The organism is Massilia sp. Leaf139, assembly GCF_001424165.1.
Taxonomy (GTDB): domain Bacteria; phylum Pseudomonadota; class Gammaproteobacteria; order Burkholderiales; family Burkholderiaceae_D; genus Telluria.
Genome location: NZ_LMOJ01000025.1, coordinates 301,962 through 320,120 on the forward strand (window position 1 = coordinate 301,962; position 18,159 = coordinate 320,120).

Here is an 18,159-nt window from a genome sequence, read left to right on the forward strand (position 1 = left end):
ACGGAGACCCATGAACAAACCGCTTCTCGCTGCGCTGGCCCTCGCCTTCGCTTCGGCCGCCGCGCTGCCGGCGCATGCCGCACCCGCTGCCGCCGCCACCGCCGCAAAATCGCCGTCCTTCGACCGCAAGGCCTACGCGATCAACTTCAAGAAATTCGTGCTGCCGAACGGCCTGACCCTGGTCGTGCATGAAGACCACAGCGTCCCTGTCGTCGGCGTGAACATGTGGTACCACGTCGGTTCGCGCAACGAGAAGCGCGGCAAGACCGGCTTTGCGCACCTGTTCGAGCACTTCTTCTTCAACGGGTCCGAGAACTACCCGCACGGCTTCCGCGAGGCGATGGACGACCTGGGCGCGAACAACCGCAACGGCACCACCAATACCGACCGCACCAACTTCTTCGAAGACGTGCCGGTGTCGGCGCTGGAACGCACCCTGTTCCTCGAATCGGATCGCATGGGCTTCCTCGGCAATTACATCTCGAAGGAGATGCTCGAGCGCGAGCGCGGCGTGGTGCAGAACGAAAAACGCCAGGGCGAGAACCAGCCGTACGGCCGCGTGCGCAACGAGATCAGCGCCAAGATGTACCCGTACTCGCACCCGTATTCGTGGTCGACCATCGGCAGCATGGAAGATCTGCAGGCCGCCTCGCTGGAAGACATCCGCGAGTGGTACCGCACCTATTACGGCCCGAACAACGCGGTGATCTCGCTCGCTGGCGACATCACGCCGGAAAAGGCGCTGGAACTGGTGACCAAGTACTTCGGTGCGATTCCGCCGGGCCCACCGCTGCCGCGCACCGAGACCTGGATTCCCACGCTCGAGCGCAACATCCGCGACGAGATGCAGGATCACGTGCCGCAGGTGCGCATCTATCGCAACTGGCACGTGGCGAACTGGAAGGACGCCGACACCCCGCGCCTGGCGCTGCTGGCCGAAGTCCTGGCCGGCTCCAAGAACGCACGCCTGGACAAGCGCCTGGTCTACGAGAAGGGTCTCGCCACCAGCGTCGGCGCGTTCGTGAACGACGCCGAATTGAGCGGCACCTTCAGCATTTCCGCCACCATCAAGCCGGGCGCCGATCCGCTCGAAGTCGAGCGCGAGATCGACGCCATCGTGGCCGAACTGCTGGCCAAGGGCCCGACGAGTGCCGAACTGGCGCGCGTCAAGACCCGCACCCTGTCCGACTTCTCGCGCAGCATCGAGCGCCTGGGCGGCATGGGCGGCCGTTCCGACGTGCTGGCCGAAAGCCAGACGTATGGCGGATCGCCCGACGCCTACCTGAACCGCCTGGAACAGCTGGCGAGCGCCACCCCGGCCGACGTGAAAGCCGCCGGCAACCGCTGGCTGCGCGGGCACCACTACACGATGACGGTCAACCCGATTGCCAAGCTGGCCGCGACTAAGTCGGCGATCGACCGCAAGGTGCTGCCATCGCTGGGCGAAGCGCCGGACGTCAAGTTCCCGGCCATGCAGCGCGCACAATTGAAGAACGGCCTGAAAGTGATCCTGCTCGAGCGCCACACGGCGCCGATCGTGAACGCGACGCTGGCGGTGGACGCCGGCACGGCGTCCGACAGCAGCGCCAAGGCCGGCGCCGCCTCGCTCGCGCTCGACCTGCTCGACAAGGGCACCAAGACGCGCGACGCCTTTGCGCTGTCGGACGCGCTGGAAAACCTGGGCGCGCGCCTGTCGACCGGCAGCAGCGCCGACCAGTCGCTGGTGCGCCTGCAGGCCACGTCCGCCAACCTGGCGCCGTCGCTGGCCATCATGGCCGACGCCGCACTGGCGCCGAGCTTCCCGCAAGACCAGTTCACGCTGACCAAAACGCGCCGCCTGGCGCAGATCGGCCAGGAAAAGGCGCAGCCGAACAGCCTGGCCATGCGCGTCGTCCCGGCCCTGCTGTACGGCCAGGAACACGCCTACGGCAAGCCGGCCAGCGGCACCGCCGCCAGCGTCGAAGGCATCACCCGCGACGACCTGGCCAAGTGGCATGCCAGCTGGTTCCGTCCGGGCAGCGCGACCCTGATCGTCGCCGGCGACACCACCATGGACAAGCTGCTGCCGGCGCTGGAAGCCTCGTTCGGCCGCTGGGCGGCGGGCAGCGCACCGGCCAAGCCGGCGGCACAGCTGGGCAGCACGACAGGCAAGAAGGTGTATTTGATCGACAAACCGGACGCGCCGCAGTCGACCATCGTCGCCGCCCACCTGTCGCTGCCGTACGGCCAGCCGGAAGATCTCGCGATCGAGCCGGTGATGCACAACTTCGGCGGCATCGCGACCTCGCGCCTGAACCGCAACCTGCGCCTGGATAAACACTGGAGCTACGGCACCAATGCGCGTCTGAGCGAAGTGCGCGGCCAGCGCAGCTTTATCACGATGGCGCCGGTGCAGACGGATAAAACCGTCGAGGCGATGCGCGAAGTGGCGAAAGAGGTCAAGGGCGTGGCGGGCGCGCGTCCGCTGGTCGGCGCCGAGTACGAGAGCATCATGCGCAACATGACCTCGCGCCTGGCCGGCCGCTTCGAGACCCTGTCGGCACTGGAAAGCGCGGCCCTGGCCAGCGTCAACCTGAACCTGCCGGAGAACTACTGGAGCAGCTATTCGGCTAACCTGAAGGCCCTGACCCCGGCGCAGCTGGGCCAGGCCGCGGGCAAGTTCGTCCAGCCGGACAATGTCGTGTGGATGGTGATCGGCGACCTGCGCAAGGTCGAAGCCGGCATCCGCTCGCTGGGTTGGGGTGAAGTCGTGGTTCTGGATCAGGATGGCAAGCCAGTGAGGTAATTTAACGCGCGGGGTGGGCATCAATGCCCACCCCGTAAGATCTGAACCGCCTTTGTCCCGCCACTTCGCGCACTCGCGCGCCGTACATACCCGGACTGGTTTATACTGTACACCCATACAGTTTCTCCACTCCGATGAAACTTTCCGACAAGCTCGAAATCCTGGCGGACGCCGCCAAATACGATGCCTCCTGCGCCAGCAGCGGTGCGCCGAAGCGTGCTTCCGACGGTAACGACGGCGGCATCGGCGCCACCACGGGCATGGGTATCTGCCACAGCTACACGCCGGACGGCCGCTGCGTCTCGCTGCTGAAGATCCTGCTCACCAATTTCTGCGTCTACGACTGCCAGTACTGCGTCAACCGCCGTACTTCGAATGTCCCGCGTGCGCGCTTCTCGGTTGCCGAAGTCGTGAAATTGACCCACGATTTCTATCTGCGCAACTACATCGACGGCCTGTTCCTGAGTTCCGGCATCATCCAGTCGAGCGACTACACGATGGAGCAGCTGGTCGCTGTCGCGCGCACGCTGCGCGAAGAGCACAACTTCAAGGGCTACATCCACCTCAAGACGATCCCGGACGCCGATCCCTTGTTGATCGCCGAAGCGGGCCGTTACGCCGACCGTCTGTCGGTCAACATCGAGCTGCCGACCCACGACAGCGTGTCCCGCCTCGCGCCCGAAAAGAACGTTCACACCATCAAACTGGCAATGGGCTCGATCCGCCGCAAGCTGGATGAAAAAGCGGAAGAGCCGAAGGCGCCGAGCTTCGCGCCGGCCGGGCAGAGCACGCAGATGATCGTCGGCGCCGACGCCAGCGACGACCAGACGATTCTCAACACGGCCGAGACCCTGTACGGCAGCTACAAGCTGAAACGCGTGTACTACTCGGCCTTCAGCCCGATTCCGCAAAGCCCGGACAGCGTGCCGCTGGCGCCGCCGCCGCTCTTGCGCGAGCATCGCCTGTACCAGGCCGATTTCCTGCTGCGCAGTTATGGCTTCAGCGCGGGCGAGTTGATGCCTGAAGCGGGCAACCTGGCGCTCGACGTCGACCCCAAGCTGGCCTGGGCGCTGGCCAACCGCGAGCACTTCCCGATGGATCTGAACCGCGCCGAGGCCGAGATGATCGCGCGCGTGCCCGGCATCGGCCTGCGCAACGCCAAGCGCATCGTCGACCTGCGCCGCCTGCGCCGCATCCGCTGGGAAGACCTGTCGCGCCTGCGCTGCAGCATGAAGAAGATCGCGCCCTTCGTCGTCACCGCCGACTACAAGCCGGCGCAGGGCCTGGCCAGTTCCGACCTGCTGCGCCGTCACCTGGGCGCGCCGCAGGAGCAGATGAATCTGTGGCCGGAGTTGAAGGCGGCATGAACGCGGCGGCCGGTGCTGCTGCGATCGTTGCCGCCGGCCAGCCGCTGGTGGTTTCCAGCTTCCCCGAATGGCGCAGCGCAGCGCGCGAGCTCCTCATGCACGACGTGGCGCCGGAACTCGTTACCTGGAACGAGGCGCGTTCGCTCGACGCCGACCTCTTCTCGGGTGCGCCTCACTCTCCGTCTTCTCCCGATAATGCTCCTGCCGGGCTGATGCCCGTAAAACCCGCACCGCACATTCCACGCGCGCTGATGGACATGCTGCAGTCCGCCGCCTGCTGCCGCGTGCCCGACCGCTGGGCCTTCCTGTACCGCGTCATCTGGCGCTGGCAGCGCGGCGAGCACGACGTGCAGTCGCCGGCCGACGTCGACGGCGGCAAGCTGCACGCGATGGTGAAGGCGGTGCGCCGCGAGGAGCACGACATGCATGCCTATATCCGATTCCGCGAGCGTCCCCTGGAGGCCGGCCCGCCGCAATTCGCCGCCTGGTTCGAGCCGCGCCACGACGTGCTGCCGCAGGTCGCCGAGCATTTCAAGAACCGCATGGGCAACGTTACCTGGATGATCGGCACGCCCGAGGCCAGCGTCATGTGGGACGGCGCGATCCTGCACCATACCGGCCCCCTCATGAAAAGCGCGGCCGACCTGGACGACGCGGGGGAAGCCTTGTGGCTGACCTATTACCGCAGCATCTTCAATCCGGCGCGCGTGAACGCCCAGCTGATGCAAAGCCATATTCCCTCGCGCTTCTGGAAGAATCTGCCGGAAGGCGCGATCGTCCCGCAGATGGTCAGCAACGCCGAACTGGGCGCGCGCAGCACGGGGCAGGCGCAAGCGGTGGGCCGCAAGAGCGGTTTTACGATTCCGATTGCGCCGGCCGACGCCCAGCCGGAACGCCAGCAGCCTTCGAAACTCGACGAATGCCGGCGCTGCGAGCTGTGGCAGTACGCCACGCAGGCGGTGGGCGGGGAAGGGCCGAAGAAGGCGCAGATCATGCTGGTGGGCGAACAGCCTGGCGACCAGGAAGACCTGGCCGGCAAAGCCTTTATCGGGCCGGCCGGCAAGCTGCTCGACCGCGTGTTCGAATCCGCGGGCCTGGAGCGGCGCGAAATCTATCTCACCAACGCCGTCAAGCATTTCAAGTGGGAGCCGCGCGGTAAGCGCCGTCTGCACAAGACCCCGGCGCAGCGCGAGGTCGAGGCTTGCAACTACTGGCTCGACAAGGAACTGGCGGCCGTACAGCCGAAGGTGATCGTGGCGCTGGGCGCGACCGCATTGAAGTCGGTGCTCGGCAGCGGCAGCGCCAAGCTGGGCGAGTCGCTCGGCAAGGCGATCCGGCATGGAGAGTATTGGGTCGTCACCGTCTACCACCCGTCGTACATCCTGCGCGTGCCGGATGAAGAGACCAAGCACCAGGCGTTCAATGTGATGGTCGAGGGTTTCAAGTTGGCGCAGTCGCTGCTGGAGCGGCCGCCGGAAGAGCCACCGGCTTGACCGGTTTTGTAGCGTGGACTCCCGAGTCCACGCGGTGATAAGTGACGGCGAGATCCTCGAGCACGATAGTGGAGCCCGTAGGTATCACCGCGTGGGCACGAGGTGCCCACCCTACTGGTAAAACTCACTTTGCAGGCAAGACCGCCACATCGAAGCGCACCACATCCCCGACGCTGATCTGCCGGGCCGTTGCCGGCGGCATCACGGTGCCGATCGCAAAGCCCGGCTGCACCTGCACGACGCTGAAGGTGCCAAGCGGCGTTTCGACGGCGCCGAGCGGCACCAGCGGGTCGGCGCCATACACCTGCTGGCGCGGGTCGACCCGGTAGACCACGAGCTGGTCGCCCGGCGCCACCGACGAAGTGCTGCCGGCGTCGATGAAGATGCGTTCGCCCTGCACCTGCACTACCTTGGCCGCGAAGGGCAAGGCCGCGATGTCGTCCGAGATGGCGGCGATGCCTTCGTCGAGGGCGCGCAGGATGGCGCCGCCGAAAGGCGTGGCGGCGAAGCTGGCGCTGCCGAAAGGCTTGTCGCGCCCGACGCGGCGCTCGCCGACCTGTTCCACCAGCGCCGTGCGCCGCGCCACCAGGGCGCCGGTGAGTCCGTCATGCACATAGAAGGCGATCTCGATGCGGCGCGCCGCCTTCTTGAGCAGGCCGTAATAGGCCGGCTGCTCGAAGTTACCCGCATCGAGGATCTCGCCCGAGACCACGAACTGGCCCTCGTACATCGACGCCAGGCGGCGGACGGCGGCGCTGTCGGTGCTGGGGCCGTTGACGCCGGGAGAAATGACGTATGGGCTTTCCTTGCCGAGGAATTTGCCGGAACCCGTCATGCGGCGCAGCAGTTCCTGCGGTAGGCGGATGGCGATGTCGTCGACGTCGTCCAGCTGCGGCGAGCGGCGCAGGTGGAAGGGCGTGACGACGATTTTCTTCTTGTAGGCGAGGTTGACGCTGCCGCGCGGACGCGCGTCTTCTTCCTTCACGGCGACGCGCACGTGCAGCAGCGGGCCGGTCTGCCATTCGCGCAGCACCGTGTAGCGCGCGAAATCGACCGCCGGCTGGACGCGGCTGCTTTCCGCGGACTTGCCGCGCGTGGAGCTGCCGGCGGCGACGTCGACGCGGGCGCCGCTCCGCAGGCCGAGCTGCTCGAGCGCGTCGCGGATCGCCGCCTGCCGGGCCTGCGCCAGGCCGCCACCGGCGATCGCGGCGACGCCTTCGGCCTCGATCGGGGCAGCGAAAGCGGGAACGAAAAGAGTGAAAAGCAGTGCCAGGACGGCGCCGCCGAACAGCCGCAGCTTACTGGGCATGGTAGAACGAGGCGCCATAGGCAGCGCCGGGGCCGGCGCCGCCCACCATGGTGCGGGCGTTCTTCGCCACTGCCGGAGCAGCGTGCGGTGCGGGAGGGTGGGACTGGGCCGCATTGGTATCGAAATCCATCTCCACGGTCGTCTCGTAGCTGCCGTCTTCGCGCTGGGCGACGTTGGTCACGCGCGCGCCACGGATGAAGGCGTCAATATACACCTTGAAACTGTCGTCCTTGAGCGCGAGCGACCCAACCGTGCTGCCGCCTTCGATACGCATGCCGTACACCTGTTCGGCCATGGCGCGGTAGGCGTCCAGGCGCGCGGCGCGCATGGCCAGCAGCTTGCGCTGGGCCGGCGAGACGCGGTCGCACTCGCCGTTGCAGGCGGCGGTGTTGACGGCGCCATAGCCGGTGGCGTTCAGGGTGACGATCACCGGCTGGAGTTGAACCTGGGGCACGGGTTTGGAGCGCACGGTGCCACAGGCGGACAGCAGCGAGGCGGCGGCAAGGGCGAGGACAGCGACGATTTTCATGACGGATCCGGAAATAGGTAGGGCATGCGCGCGGTGGCGCGCTATCTCACTGGATAACGGCCGCTCGCGCCGGATCTTGATGGTGTACGGAAATATTTGTACTAAAAATCCGCAAAATCGCAACCAGCTTGGCGCTTCGTCAAGTCCGGTCAGGCTGGCTGGAAGCTGCTCAGGACGAGGACAGGACGAACTGGTTGCCGTCCGGGTCTTTCATGATCGCGAATTCGCCCCAGGGCTGCTTTTGCGGCGGCGAGACGAATTCGACGCCGCGCGCCGAGAGTTGGCGGTAGGTCGCTTCGACATCGTCGCAGGCGAGCGAACCGTTGAACTGGCTGCCGATGCGCTCTTCCTGGCCGGGCGGCGTGAACAGCACGAAGCGGGTTTCCGAAGCGCCGACGCGCAGCTCGATCCAGCGCTGCGGGCCGAAAGGCTGGTCGGTGATCACCCGAAAGCCCAGTTTTTCAGTGTAGAAGGCGAGCGCGACATCCTGGTCGCGGGTCGGAATGCTGACGAATTTGATGTGGGTGATCATGGGCTGTCTCCGGTGGAATGAGCCCGGCATTCTCGCACGCAGGCGGAGCGATCTATAATCATCGTGACTATACTCTTGGTGATGCGAGTGACGACCTTCGACCCGTATGTGCTTGACGTGCTGATGCCCGACCTGGTCGGCCACGAACATTCGCCCTCGGCCTTCCTGATCTATTGCTACCTGTGGCACCGCATCGAGGCCGCCGGCGGACGCGCCGTGCAACTGAGCTATGCGACGATGGCGCTCGACACCGGCCTGTCGCGCATCACCGCCCAGCGCGCCATCGCGCTGCTGCTGCGCCGGCAACTGGTCAGCGCGACCAGCGTCTCGCGTACGGCAGTGCCGAGCTACCTGGTGCTGCGGACCTGGGCGGCGCGCAAGAACAAAGTGAGAATTCGTGATATTCAATATACATATGGCTTGCGTAACATTTTGTCACTAACTTATATCTTGCTTATCTCGCCCAACAGCAACACAATGTCCTTCAGCTAACAACCGGAAGGATGCCGCCATGCTGCAACGTGTCATACCCGCACTCACCCTGTGCCTGCTGAGCTTGCCTGTTTGGGCGCAGACCGAGCCGCCCGCCACGCCGCCGGCGACGGAAAACGCAGCGCCCGCGCAAGTGCTGGAAGAGGTGCCGCAGACCGTGCTGGTGTCCGGGGCGCGCCCGGGGCCGGGCTTGTGGAAGGTCTCGAAAGGCGAACACGTGATGTGGGTGTTCGGCACCTATTCCCCGGTGCCGAAGAAAATGGAATGGCGCTCGCGCGATGTCGAGAAGATCATCGCCGGTTCCCAGGAATACCTGAAGGCACCGGGCGCCGGCTTCGGCGTCGGTTGGAACGGCCTGACGGCGCTGCCTTTCCTGTTCGGTGTCAAGAGCAATCCCGACGGCGAGCTGAAAAACCTGGTGCCGCCCGAGGTCTACGCCCGCTGGCAACCCCTGAAACAGAAGTATTTCGATAACGACGACAGCGTCGAGCGCGAGCGTCCTTCCTTCATCGCCGCCCAGTTGACGAGCCGGGCCTACAAGGAGGCCGGCCTGGTCGGCGGTAATGAGATCACCAAGACCATCGACAAGCTCGCTGAAAAGCACAAGCTGAAGGTGACCAATGCGGCCGTCAACATCCAGATCAAGGATCCAGCCAAGGCCGTGCGCGAATTCAAGAAGTCCCCCATGGACGACGTGCCTTGCCTGATCAAGACCATCGAGCGCCTGGAGGGGGAGCTGGACTTCATGCGTGCCCGCGCCAATGCCTGGGCCGTCGGCGAGATCGAGGACATCCGCAAGCTGAACTACGAGGATCGTGCCGCTTGCCAGCAAGCGTTGAGCTCCAGTTCGCTCGCCAAGAACCAGCCGGAATTCAAAACGCTGCAGGAGACCTCGACCACGAAATGGGTGGAGGCCGCCGAAAAGGCGCTGGCCGCGAATACCAGCACCTTCGCCGTGGTACACATCAAGGACATCTTCGATCCGAAAGGCGTGATCGCGGTATTGCAGGCAAAGGGTTATACGGTCGAGCCGCCGAAATAAGCCGGCCGGGATAAGGCGGCAACGCGCGCCGGACAAGTTGAGAGCGATGCTAGGATCGGCGCATCCTTGTTCCTCCGGCGGATCGCCATGCTGCATGCCTTCGATCGTCATAAAAGCAGTTTTCACATACGTTATCTCGGGGTCAAAGACGAGCTCGAACCCCGGGTCAGTTCCGAAGACGAAATCACCTCGCTCGTCTTCGGCCCCATGGATTTTCTGTCGCCCGCGGATAACTGGCGCTGCTGGGAGACCATCCTGAATCACCAGGCGTCGCGCAAGCGGGGCGGCTTGCCGCCGCCGGATTTTTTCGCACCGTCCTTTACGCCGACCGCATGCACGCTACTGTTCTGGCCCAAGAAAGACAAGGTCGAGCCCGATCTTCATATCGTCTTCTCGGATACGCATGGCACGCGCCGTTCCCTGCTGGTCGAGCTGAAATGGAATGCGCCGCTGAGTGGCGATGATCAGCTCGAGAAGCAATGGGAGCGGTATCACGAAGGCGAGCACGCCCACTCGCTGCACGTCTTCATTGCCAAGCGCGTCGAGGAGTTGCAGGTCGACGAAACGTCCTGGGCCTGCCTGGGCGAGGGCGGCGCTGCGGCCAGCCGCCTGCGCCTGCTGAGCTGGCATGAATTCAGACACGAAATCGAAGGGCTGGGCGCCGCGCCGGATCTTCCGGTGCCGCTGCGGCGCTGGTGCCGGCTGACCAGTCATTTCCTGCTGCAAGTGGGCATCCGCCCCTTCGTCGGGTTCGGCGACAGCATCCGCCTGGCCGATGCCTTCCCGCTCGCAGAGGGCGATCCTGTCACCTTCTGGCATGGCAACGCGCCGTCGACAACTTTCTAAATTCCCAGGTGAAGCACATGCACATGGACGCAGGCACGAAAATCGTACGGGCTGGTGAGCTGATCGAAAACGTCTGGAAGCAGGCCTACGATTTGGGCAACTCGTTAAGGGCCATAACGGAATCGGGCTTGAAAAACAACGAGTTCGATAAGCTGCAAATCGCGGGGAAGTCGAATCTGCGGTATCAGCAAAGTCTGTCCGGATGGTCGACCACGTCGAGCAGCATCAGCATTCCGGTGATGGAAAGAAATCGTCGCAAAATGGCGGCAAGCGCATGGATCAATTACCAGATCAGCGTCTTCGGCGGCGGCCTACCACCTTTGGGCGACGGCCACGGTGAGAGCATCGGCCCCGTGCTCCACGTCTCCTTTTGGCGCCATGCCACCGATTTCAAGGATGAGGAGTTCTATGTCACATTCCCGCCAAACTGGAATTACTGGGAAGTCAAAGATGAGCGTCTGATTTTCTGGGACAGCGAACAGGATGGCAAATATCCGCAATGGACATTCTCGCTCCGGTTGCTCGAGCTGGACAGCGAACATGCGCTCAGAACGAGTGTCCTGGCGCCAATCAAGGCATTGCTGGCGAAGGCCGAACCTGCGGCGGCCCTGCCTGCTAATTTGCCAGGACTGATTTTCTACGCGAATGACGAGACGGGCCTGAATCTGGTGGCAAGCCGTCCGTAAGGCGCCGCTAGCAGCGCCGGCGCCTGAACGCGCGCCGCGCAGCCGCTTAAAAGCAATTACTTCGCGCGCAGATGGCGGCGTGCCGCAACGAAGCCGACCAGCGCGATGCCGAACAGGGCGAAGCTGCCCGGTTCCGGCACCTGGCTCGGCGGCGGGGTCGGGATGACGATGTCGCCACTGAAGCCGGACAGCTTGAAGTAATCGTTGTTCACGGTCAGGCCGCCCGAGGCCGGCATGCCCGAATAACCGGGATTGTAGGTGCTGACCAGCCACCAGGAAGCGGTCTTGGCGTCGCTGCCTGTGTTGAACGAGAGCGGTTTGCCTGGCGCCATCGTCGCGTAGTCGCCGACCAGATCCCAGTCCGCCATATTGCCCAGACCGGTCACGCTGCGGCCCAGGATCGAGGGGGCGGCAGTGCCGGTGTAGCGCAGGATGCTGACATCGGCGTCGCCGCCGCTCCAGCCGATCGACAGCTGGTTCAGCGCGAAGTCGGGGGAACCAAAGTTGATCAGGAAGGCTTCGGTACCGTCGCGGTTGTCCATCGCATGCTGCGAGTTGGTAGTGGGCTCGTTCTTGCCACTGATGCCGATGCCGGCGGATGGATAGTAGCCGATCGTTGCGCTGCTGAAGACGCCGGAAGTAACGGTCGACCAGGCCGACATCGTGGCCGAGCGGCTGGCGCCAGCCGCCTTGATATCGCAGGTGAGCGAGGTGGCCGTGGCCGAACCGGCGACGCAGGTCGTTTCGTTAAACGAGATCGCGCCGGCTTGTGCGACGCCATGAGCGCCGATGATGGCAAGCATGCAGGCGAACGCGCTAAGGGGTTTCAGTTTCATGGAAGCCTTGAATGTTGTTGTTTCTATTGGTCAATTTTAATTGACATGTTACAACAATCAAGCAGGGCTTGATCATTCGACTGAGGTTTTCTCGGGATTTCCAGGAAATGTCGTGGTAAGTAGACACTTTGCCGGGGTGTTGCTGCTCGCTGCCAAGCTGGCAAGGCTGACCAAACGGGCGTAGAATGCTGGCAACGCGGGTGTAGCTCAATGGTAGAGCTGAAGCTTCCCAAGCTTATGACGAGGGTTCGATTCCCTTCACCCGCTCCATTTCCCTCGCACCACATCCCATTCTTTTTCTCTGCAGTTGATCTCGGCACCGACGGCTAGCCTGTCTCTACCTTTGTCGAGAAACCTTACAGTGATTGTCCTGATCTGCCCTCCGTTTATCTCAAGTGCATGTTTACGTTCAAAGGTTTATTGTGGCATGGTAATTGCTATTGATGAATGGTAAGAAAAGATAACCAATAGAAACCAAAACAAGGAATGACCATGCGCGTCAACAAACACTTCGCTTCAGCCCTGATCACGACGGCTGTCCTGTTCGCTTCTTCCGCAAACGCTGCGCCGATCCAGTCAGTCGGACAGAACAGCGCCATCATCAAAACCGACTTCTCGGCAAACTTCGATGGGCTGGCAAGCAATGACAGCCTGGATTACGCCGAAGGTGGCTTGCGCTTTACTCCTGGCAAGTTCCCCGCAGGAGTCGTGTGCCAGGTGGGTCTCTGCGGCAACCACATTGGTTTTGCCAATATGTCGGGTGGAATTTATTACCATGTCGGAACGTATGCTGAAGTCAAAGGCGCCAAGGATGAAGTATTCATGGGCTTCGAGACGATCGTCGGCACCGGCTATTTCACCTCTGCATTGCACGGCGTCTGGGAGACATGGCTGGATAACACGCGTACCGGTATCGGCAGCTTCGACGCCGCTGCGGGCACAGTGATTGGTTTGTACGACGTCAAGGGCTTCGACATGGTGCGGATCGGTACCAGCTCCGCATCGACGCATACGACACTCGACGGCAACGGCGCCACCGCGATCGATAGCGTGCGCATGCAGCTGCAATCGATCCCGGCCGAAGTGCCGGAACCGGGTTCGCTGGCCCTGCTCGGCCTGGGCGTGGCAGCGGCTACCTTTGCACGCAAGCGCAAGGCAGCGAAGTAAGGTGTAACAAGGCGCGTGCCTCTGCCGTCTTCAGAACGGCAGGGGGGCGTCGTCCTCCGGCGGTAGCGAGATATCGATCTCCTCGAAATGCAACTGCTCCAGTTGCAGCAGCGCCAGCAACTCCCCCGTCTGAAACGGCGCATACGCCCGGAAGCCGTTCGGCTCGATCGACACCAGCATGACCGGCAGGGCCGGGTAGTGCTCCGCGACTTTTTTCAGCACCGGTTCCGCCGCGTCTTTCAGCGTGAATGCCGATGCGACGACGGCGACGACGATCGGCGAACCATGGGGCGCGAATTGCGTGACCTGGACGCGCATCAGATCCGGTCGCTTTCCTTGCGCACCACGCGCCCGATGACGAGGCAACCGTCGCCTTCGCAAGCGCGCCGGTAATACGTGCGCTGATCCGGATTGTCCGAGGCCAGCCACCATCTCCCGCCATCCTTCTGCATGCGTTTGACGACGGGTTCGCCATTGAAATTCACGGCGAACACTTCGCCCGCCGCCGGCTTCCTGTCGGCGGTGTTGATGACGACGATATCGTCCTCGTACAGGGTCGGCTCCATGCTTTCGCCCTTGACCAGGATCGCGATCAGGCTGCTTGGATTGAGTCCCTTGCGCTCGACCCAGTCGCGGCGCATGCCGACCGTGCCGCCGTCGTGATGCTCGGGCTCGGTCTGGAACCCGGTGACGCCGGCGGACAGGCGCAGCTTCACCATCGGCACTTGCACGAACGTGTCGTCGTTCACATCGGAGACGACGACGCGCATGGCGCCAGGGTAGAGCGCCACCGGATCGGAGCCGCGCAGGCCGTCGATGATCGCGGCCGGCAGGCTTTTGCCGGTGACCTTGGCGATTGCCAGCAATTGCTGCAGGCTGGGACTGTGCTTTTCCGTCTCCCAATGCGAGATGTTCGCCTTGGTATGGCCGCGCACCGTGCCGAGCTCGAACGCCAGTTTCGTGCCCAAGGCTTCGCCCGACAGCCCTGCCTCGCGCCGTGCTTCCTTGATCCAGTTGGCAATCATCGTTTTAAGTTCCATCGTGAAAGTGTATAGCAAATCTACACGTGCGAGTATAGAAAAACTTTACGAATAAGTATAGTATAACTATACCGCGGTTGACTTGACTCAACGAGAATGGAGACAGCAATGAAACTGAATATGATGGAACTCTCGAGCATGGTAGGCGCACTGGCAGCCGTCGGCACGGCGATGACGCTGGAGCGGGTCGGGGTCGCCCTCGGCATCGTTACCGGCGTGACGACCTGCGCGCTGAACGTGTTTTATATGCTCAGGAAGGACGCGCGTGAACAGCGGCAGGCCGAGCTTGCCATCCGCGAGACCGAGGCGCGGCTGGCGGCGCTGAATACCAAACCCTGAGCTGGAACGTACGGCTATTGAATCCTCATCCAAACTGTGGTGACATGGGGTGTCGGCTGGCCTGCCGGCGCCATTGCGGGAGCGAGCATGCAGGATTTATCGGTCGAACGCAGGATGCTGTTGCGCGCCATGCTCGCGGGCGGGGCCTGTGCAGTGACGGGCGGCGCGCTGGCACAGGCCCCGCAGTTGCTCACGCGCTCGATTCCATCGTCCGGCGAGCAGTTGCCCGTCGTCGGCCTCGGCAGCTGGATCACCTTCAATGTGGGCGACGACCCGGCCGCGCGCGCCCAGTGCACGGCGGTGGTGCGCGCCTTCCTGCAGGGCGGCGGGCGCCTGATCGACTCCTCGCCGATGTACGGTTCCGCCCAGGCCGTCATCGGCCACGCGCTGGCGCAGCTTAAGCATCCGAAGTCGGTGTTTTCGGCCGATAAGGTCTGGATCGGTTCCGGCGCGCGCGGCCCGGCCCAGGTCGAGACGTCGCGCGGCTTGTGGGGCGTTCCCCGTTTCGACCTGCTGCAGGTGCACAATTTACTGGCATGGGAAGACCATCTGCGTACCCTGGTGGCCATGAAGGCGGCGGGCCGGCTGCGCTATGTCGGCATCACCACCTCCGAAGGGCGGCGCCATGACGAACTCGTCGCCATCATGAAAACCCAGCCGCTCGACTTCGTGCAAGTGAGCTACAACGTGCTCGACCGCGAAGTGGAAAACCGGATCCTGCCGCTGGCGCGCGAGCGTGGTATCGGCGTCATCGTCAACCGGCCGTTCCGCCAGGGAGAGCTGACGCAGACGCTGGCGAATACACCTTTACCGGGCTGGGCGCGCGAGATCGGCTGCACTACCTGGGCCCAGGCGTTGCTGAAATTCATCGTCGCCGAGCCGGGCGTCACCTGCGCGATTCCGGCCACGTCCAATCCGGCCCATGCGCGGGAAAACATGCTGGTCGCGCGTGGCCCGCTGCCCGACGCGGCCCTGCGCCGGCGCATCGTTGCGGACGTGAAGCGGCTGACATGAGCGAATGGTGGACGTACACGCTGGCCGATCTGCTGATGTTTTCGAAGGCAACCTATTTCCGCCTGTTCGAACTCCTCAATCTTGCCTTGTGGCCGGTGCAGTTGCTGACGCTGGCGGCCGGGATCGCGCTCGTGGCCGGCCTGCTGCATGGCGGCGCGAAAGCGGGGCGGACGGTGGCAGTGCTGCTGGCGCTGGCCTGGCTGCACGTCGCCTGGCGCTATTTTGCCCAGCGCTACGCCACCATCCACACCGGCGCCCCGTATTTTGCGATCGCGTTCGCGCTGCAGGCCGTACTGCTGCTGTGGCTGGCAAGCAAGCGCCTGGCGCCGCGCTTGACGGAGCCTGTCGGTACGCTCGGTAAGCTGGGGCCGGGGATCGGGCTGGTTGCCCTGATCGGGTATCCGCTGCTGGCGCCGCTGGCTGGGCGGCCCTGGATGCAGGCCGAGGTGTTCGGCATGGCGCCCGATCCGACGGTGGCCCTGACATTGGGCGCCTTGCTGTTGTGGCGTGCGCGTCCCGTGCTGTGGATCGTGCCGCTGCTGTGGTGCGCGGTCGGCAGCGCGACCCTGATCGAGCTAAGGTCGGGCCAGGCCTGGCTGTTGCCGATCCTGGCCGTGCTGGCGGTCGGGGCGCGCGTCATCGCTGCCCGACGCGCCCGTCAATAAAGCTCAGGCACCGAGCAGGTTGCCGGCCCGATGCGCGGTCTCCCCTGCGATCTTGCAAACGTGCATCCCGCGCAGCAGGTGGCGGTGCGCCGTGCTCGCGAAGAAGACGCCGGCGTGTTTAGGCGCTACCGGCGTCACTTGTCCCGTCACCGGGTTGACGATCTCGGCCACCGCCTCGTTCGCCGCGACCCTGTCTCCCAGCTGTTTCAGGAAGACCAGCACGCCGGAGTGGGGCGCGGACAAGGGCTCGACCGCTTCCAGCGGCGTCGGCGCGCACAGCGGCGCGGGCAAGGGGGCGAGCGGCAGATCCAGCACGCCATTCCTCGCCAGGTATTGCAGCAGGGCTTCTGCATCCGGCCGGGCCAGGTCGTAGCGCACGTCGTTCTCCCCGCGCAGCTCGACCGTGATGGCGATACCGGCCGGTGGGATGGCGACTTCCGGCCCAAAGTGCTCTGCCAGATCCCACCACAGACGGCTGCAGGCTTCGTCGAAAGGTTCGCCACCGGACTCGCGCGCCAGCAGCACCGCATGCGCGCCCATCAGGGTGGCCAGCGGCTGCACGGCTTCGGCCAGCGGTTCGCCCGCATACATGTGCAGCACCGCTTCGTTATCGCAATGCAGGTCGAGCATGATGTCGGCGTCGATCGCCATCGACAGCAGGATTTTTTTCAGCAGGCCGCCGCTGGTGGTGGGTTCCCATTCGGCCAGCGAGCCGCGCGCATGTTCGCGGATCAGGGCGACGTTCGCCTGCGCATCCTGGCCCAGCTTGCCTGCCAGCGACCGTTTGAGGTCGTCCGCCACATGTTTATAGGCGCGATTGAAATTCACGCCGGTCGAGAGGTCGTAGCGGCCGAAGGGGGTGCCGTGGATCGTTTGCGACAGGCCGATCGGGTTGGCAGCCGGCACCAGGATGATCTCGCCCTTGATGCGGCCCTCGGCATCGAGGCGATCCAGTTCCTGGCGCAGGAAATGGGCGACCAGCATCGCCGGCACCTCGTCCGCATGCAGCGAGGCCTGGATGTACACCTTCTTGCCGACGCCGGGTGTGCCGTAGTGGAACGAGGTCAATTGGAAGGTCGCGACATTGTCTTCGATCGCGATCGGATGTTTGGTCGAATGCATCGGCAAGCTTTGGCAGGGTGGGCACGAAAGCACAATTATGGCGCAGATTGCCTTCTTGACTAAACACGGATGCGCCGCCCTCATCAGCGCTCCCAGGCCGTAAAGATGCGCAAGCCGTAGGCTATAATGTCCGCCGTTCTTTCCTCTCTTTCATTTCCCATGTCCGCAGACACCCCCGACAACGGCCCGGCCCGTACGATGCTTTACGATCCGACCGAACACCGCATCCGCAGTTTCGTCACCCGCGCCGGGCGCCTGTCGACGGGGCAGGCACGGGCCTTCGAGGAATTCGGGCCGCAGTTCCTGGTGCCCTACCAGAAGGAGATGCTCGACTACGCCGCCGCCTTCGGCCGCGCCGCGCCGACCATCCTCGAAATCGGCTTCGGCATGGGCGACACCACGGCGCACATCGCGCGCCAGATGCCCGAGAAGAATTTTATTGGCGTGGAAGTGCACACGCCGGGCGTGGGCAGCCTGCTCAAGCAGATCGGCGAGCAGGACATCCAGAACCTGCGCCTGATCCAGCACGACGCCTTCGAGGTGCTGAACCACATGATCGCCGACGGTTCGCTCGACGGTTTCCATATCTATTTCCCGGATCCCTGGCACAAGGCGCGCCACAACAAGCGCCGCCTGATCCAGCCGCCGTTCGTAAAGCTGCTGTGCTCGAAGCTCAAACCGGGCGGCTATATCCACCTGGCGACCGACTGGGAAGATTACGCGGTGCAGATGCTGGACGTGCTGGGCGCCGAGCCGCAGCTGGCGAACACGGCCGACGGCTATGCGCCGCAGCCGGCCTACCGGCCGCTGACCAAATTCGAGAACCGCGGCCTCAAACTGGGACATGGCGTCTGGGATCTGGTGTTCACGAAGAAGTGAACAGCTGCGCCGCCCC

The 18,159-nt window shown here is 64.0% G+C and carries 19 protein-coding genes and 1 tRNA gene; 13 read left to right on the forward strand and 7 right to left on the reverse strand.

Annotated elements, in window-relative coordinates:
- Positions 1-10: 10 nt before the first annotated feature.
- From ASF77_RS19085 to ASF77_RS19095, 3 genes are all read left to right on the forward strand, one after another.
- Complete coding sequence (locus tag ASF77_RS19085) at positions 11-2,785, forward strand: pitrilysin family protein (RefSeq protein WP_056342986.1); 2,775 nt, start codon at positions 11-13, stop codon at positions 2,783-2,785.
- 134 nt (positions 2,786-2,919) lie between these two features.
- The gene (locus ASF77_RS19090; protein ID WP_056342989.1) at positions 2,920-4,152 is read left to right on the forward strand and encodes a putative DNA modification/repair radical SAM protein; all 1,233 of its coding nucleotides are present in this window, start codon (positions 2,920-2,922) and stop codon (positions 4,150-4,152) included.
- Entirely contained in the window at positions 4,149-5,645 is a 1,497-nt protein-coding gene (locus ASF77_RS19095; protein WP_056342992.1) for a UdgX family uracil-DNA binding protein, read from the forward strand. Before ASF77_RS19090 ends, ASF77_RS19095 begins: the two co-directional genes overlap by 4 nt.
- 124 nt (positions 5,646-5,769) lie before the next feature.
- On the opposite strand, the gene ASF77_RS19100 is transcribed toward ASF77_RS19095, so the two are convergent.
- The 3 genes from ASF77_RS19100 to ASF77_RS19110 all read right to left on the reverse strand — a co-directional run bounded on the left by ASF77_RS19100 (position 5,770) and on the right by ASF77_RS19110 (position 8,015).
- Complete coding sequence (locus tag ASF77_RS19100) at positions 5,770-6,954, reverse strand: flagellar assembly protein T N-terminal domain-containing protein (RefSeq protein ID WP_056342995.1); 1,185 nt, start codon at positions 6,952-6,954, stop codon at positions 5,770-5,772.
- The gene (locus ASF77_RS19105) at positions 6,944-7,483 is read right to left on the reverse strand and encodes an LPP20 family lipoprotein (RefSeq protein WP_056342998.1); all 540 of its coding nucleotides are present in this window, start codon (positions 7,481-7,483) and stop codon (positions 6,944-6,946) included. Before ASF77_RS19105 ends, ASF77_RS19100 begins: the two co-directional genes overlap by 11 nt.
- A gap of 169 nt (positions 7,484-7,652) precedes the next feature.
- Entirely contained in the window at positions 7,653-8,015 is a 363-nt protein-coding gene (locus ASF77_RS19110; protein ID WP_056343001.1) for a VOC family protein, read from the reverse strand.
- An 87-nt stretch (positions 8,016-8,102) separates the two neighbouring features.
- Here ASF77_RS19110 and ASF77_RS19115 point away from each other — a divergent pair, with 87 nt between their 5' ends.
- The 4 genes from ASF77_RS19115 (at position 8,103) to ASF77_RS19130 (ending at position 11,081) form a co-directional block, all read left to right on the forward strand.
- Positions 8,103-8,507, forward strand: coding sequence for a helix-turn-helix domain-containing protein (locus ASF77_RS19115; protein ID WP_200934206.1), 405 nt, complete (start codon positions 8,103-8,105; stop codon positions 8,505-8,507).
- Positions 8,508-8,526: 19 nt separating this feature from the next.
- Positions 8,527-9,549: a TraB/GumN family protein gene (locus tag ASF77_RS19120; RefSeq protein WP_056343004.1), complete on the forward strand. Its 1,023-nt coding sequence runs from the start codon at positions 8,527-8,529 to the stop codon at positions 9,547-9,549.
- Between the two features lie 87 nt (positions 9,550-9,636).
- Complete coding sequence (locus ASF77_RS19125) at positions 9,637-10,395, forward strand: hypothetical protein (RefSeq protein WP_056343007.1); 759 nt, start codon at positions 9,637-9,639, stop codon at positions 10,393-10,395.
- Positions 10,396-10,412: 17 nt separating this feature from the next.
- The gene (locus tag ASF77_RS19130) at positions 10,413-11,081 is read left to right on the forward strand and encodes a hypothetical protein (protein ID WP_056343010.1); all 669 of its coding nucleotides are present in this window, start codon (positions 10,413-10,415) and stop codon (positions 11,079-11,081) included.
- Positions 11,082-11,137: 56 nt separating this feature from the next.
- On the opposite strand, the gene xdp1 is transcribed toward ASF77_RS19130, so the two are convergent.
- Positions 11,138-11,917, reverse strand: coding sequence for an exosortase-dependent surface protein XDP1 (gene xdp1 / locus ASF77_RS19135; RefSeq protein WP_082493902.1), 780 nt, complete (start codon positions 11,915-11,917; stop codon positions 11,138-11,140).
- Between the two features lie 196 nt (positions 11,918-12,113).
- On the opposite strand from xdp1, the gene ASF77_RS19140 reads away from it, so the two are divergent.
- A tRNA-Gly gene (locus tag ASF77_RS19140) sits at positions 12,114-12,187 on the forward strand.
- A 222-nt stretch (positions 12,188-12,409) separates the two neighbouring features.
- Positions 12,410-13,084, forward strand: coding sequence for a PEP-CTERM sorting domain-containing protein (locus ASF77_RS19145; RefSeq protein ID WP_229445498.1), 675 nt, complete (start codon positions 12,410-12,412; stop codon positions 13,082-13,084).
- Between the two features lie 30 nt (positions 13,085-13,114).
- On the opposite strand, the gene ASF77_RS19150 is transcribed toward ASF77_RS19145, so the two are convergent.
- The gene (locus ASF77_RS19150; RefSeq protein WP_056343018.1) at positions 13,115-13,402 is read right to left on the reverse strand and encodes a hypothetical protein; all 288 of its coding nucleotides are present in this window, start codon (positions 13,400-13,402) and stop codon (positions 13,115-13,117) included.
- Complete coding sequence (locus ASF77_RS19155; RefSeq protein ID WP_056343021.1) at positions 13,402-14,109, reverse strand: XRE family transcriptional regulator; 708 nt, start codon at positions 14,107-14,109, stop codon at positions 13,402-13,404. The genes ASF77_RS19150 and ASF77_RS19155 overlap by 1 nt, the downstream gene beginning before the upstream one ends.
- Before the next feature lie 123 nt (positions 14,110-14,232).
- On the opposite strand from ASF77_RS19155, the gene ASF77_RS19160 reads away from it, so the two are divergent.
- From ASF77_RS19160 to ASF77_RS19170, 3 genes are all read left to right on the forward strand, one after another.
- Entirely contained in the window at positions 14,233-14,463 is a 231-nt protein-coding gene (locus ASF77_RS19160) for a hypothetical protein (RefSeq protein WP_056343024.1), read from the forward strand.
- A gap of 87 nt (positions 14,464-14,550) precedes the next feature.
- Entirely contained in the window at positions 14,551-15,477 is a 927-nt protein-coding gene (locus ASF77_RS19165) for an aldo/keto reductase (protein WP_082493904.1), read from the forward strand.
- Positions 15,474-16,142, forward strand: a complete 669-nt coding sequence (locus ASF77_RS19170) for a DUF6064 family protein (protein WP_056343027.1) — start codon at positions 15,474-15,476, stop codon at positions 16,140-16,142. The genes ASF77_RS19165 and ASF77_RS19170 overlap by 4 nt, the downstream gene beginning before the upstream one ends.
- 3 nt (positions 16,143-16,145) lie before the next feature.
- Here ASF77_RS19170 and ASF77_RS19175 read toward each other — a convergent pair whose 3' ends face one another.
- On the reverse strand, positions 16,146-17,264 hold the full coding sequence (locus ASF77_RS19175) for a succinylglutamate desuccinylase/aspartoacylase family protein (protein ID WP_056343028.1): 1,119 nt from the start codon (positions 17,262-17,264) through the stop codon (positions 16,146-16,148).
- Between the two features lie 198 nt (positions 17,265-17,462).
- Between ASF77_RS19175 and trmB the strand changes: the two genes are divergently transcribed.
- Complete coding sequence (gene trmB / locus ASF77_RS19180; protein WP_056344140.1) at positions 17,463-18,143, forward strand: tRNA (guanosine(46)-N7)-methyltransferase TrmB; 681 nt, start codon at positions 17,463-17,465, stop codon at positions 18,141-18,143.
- Positions 18,144-18,159: the final 16 nt, after the last annotated feature.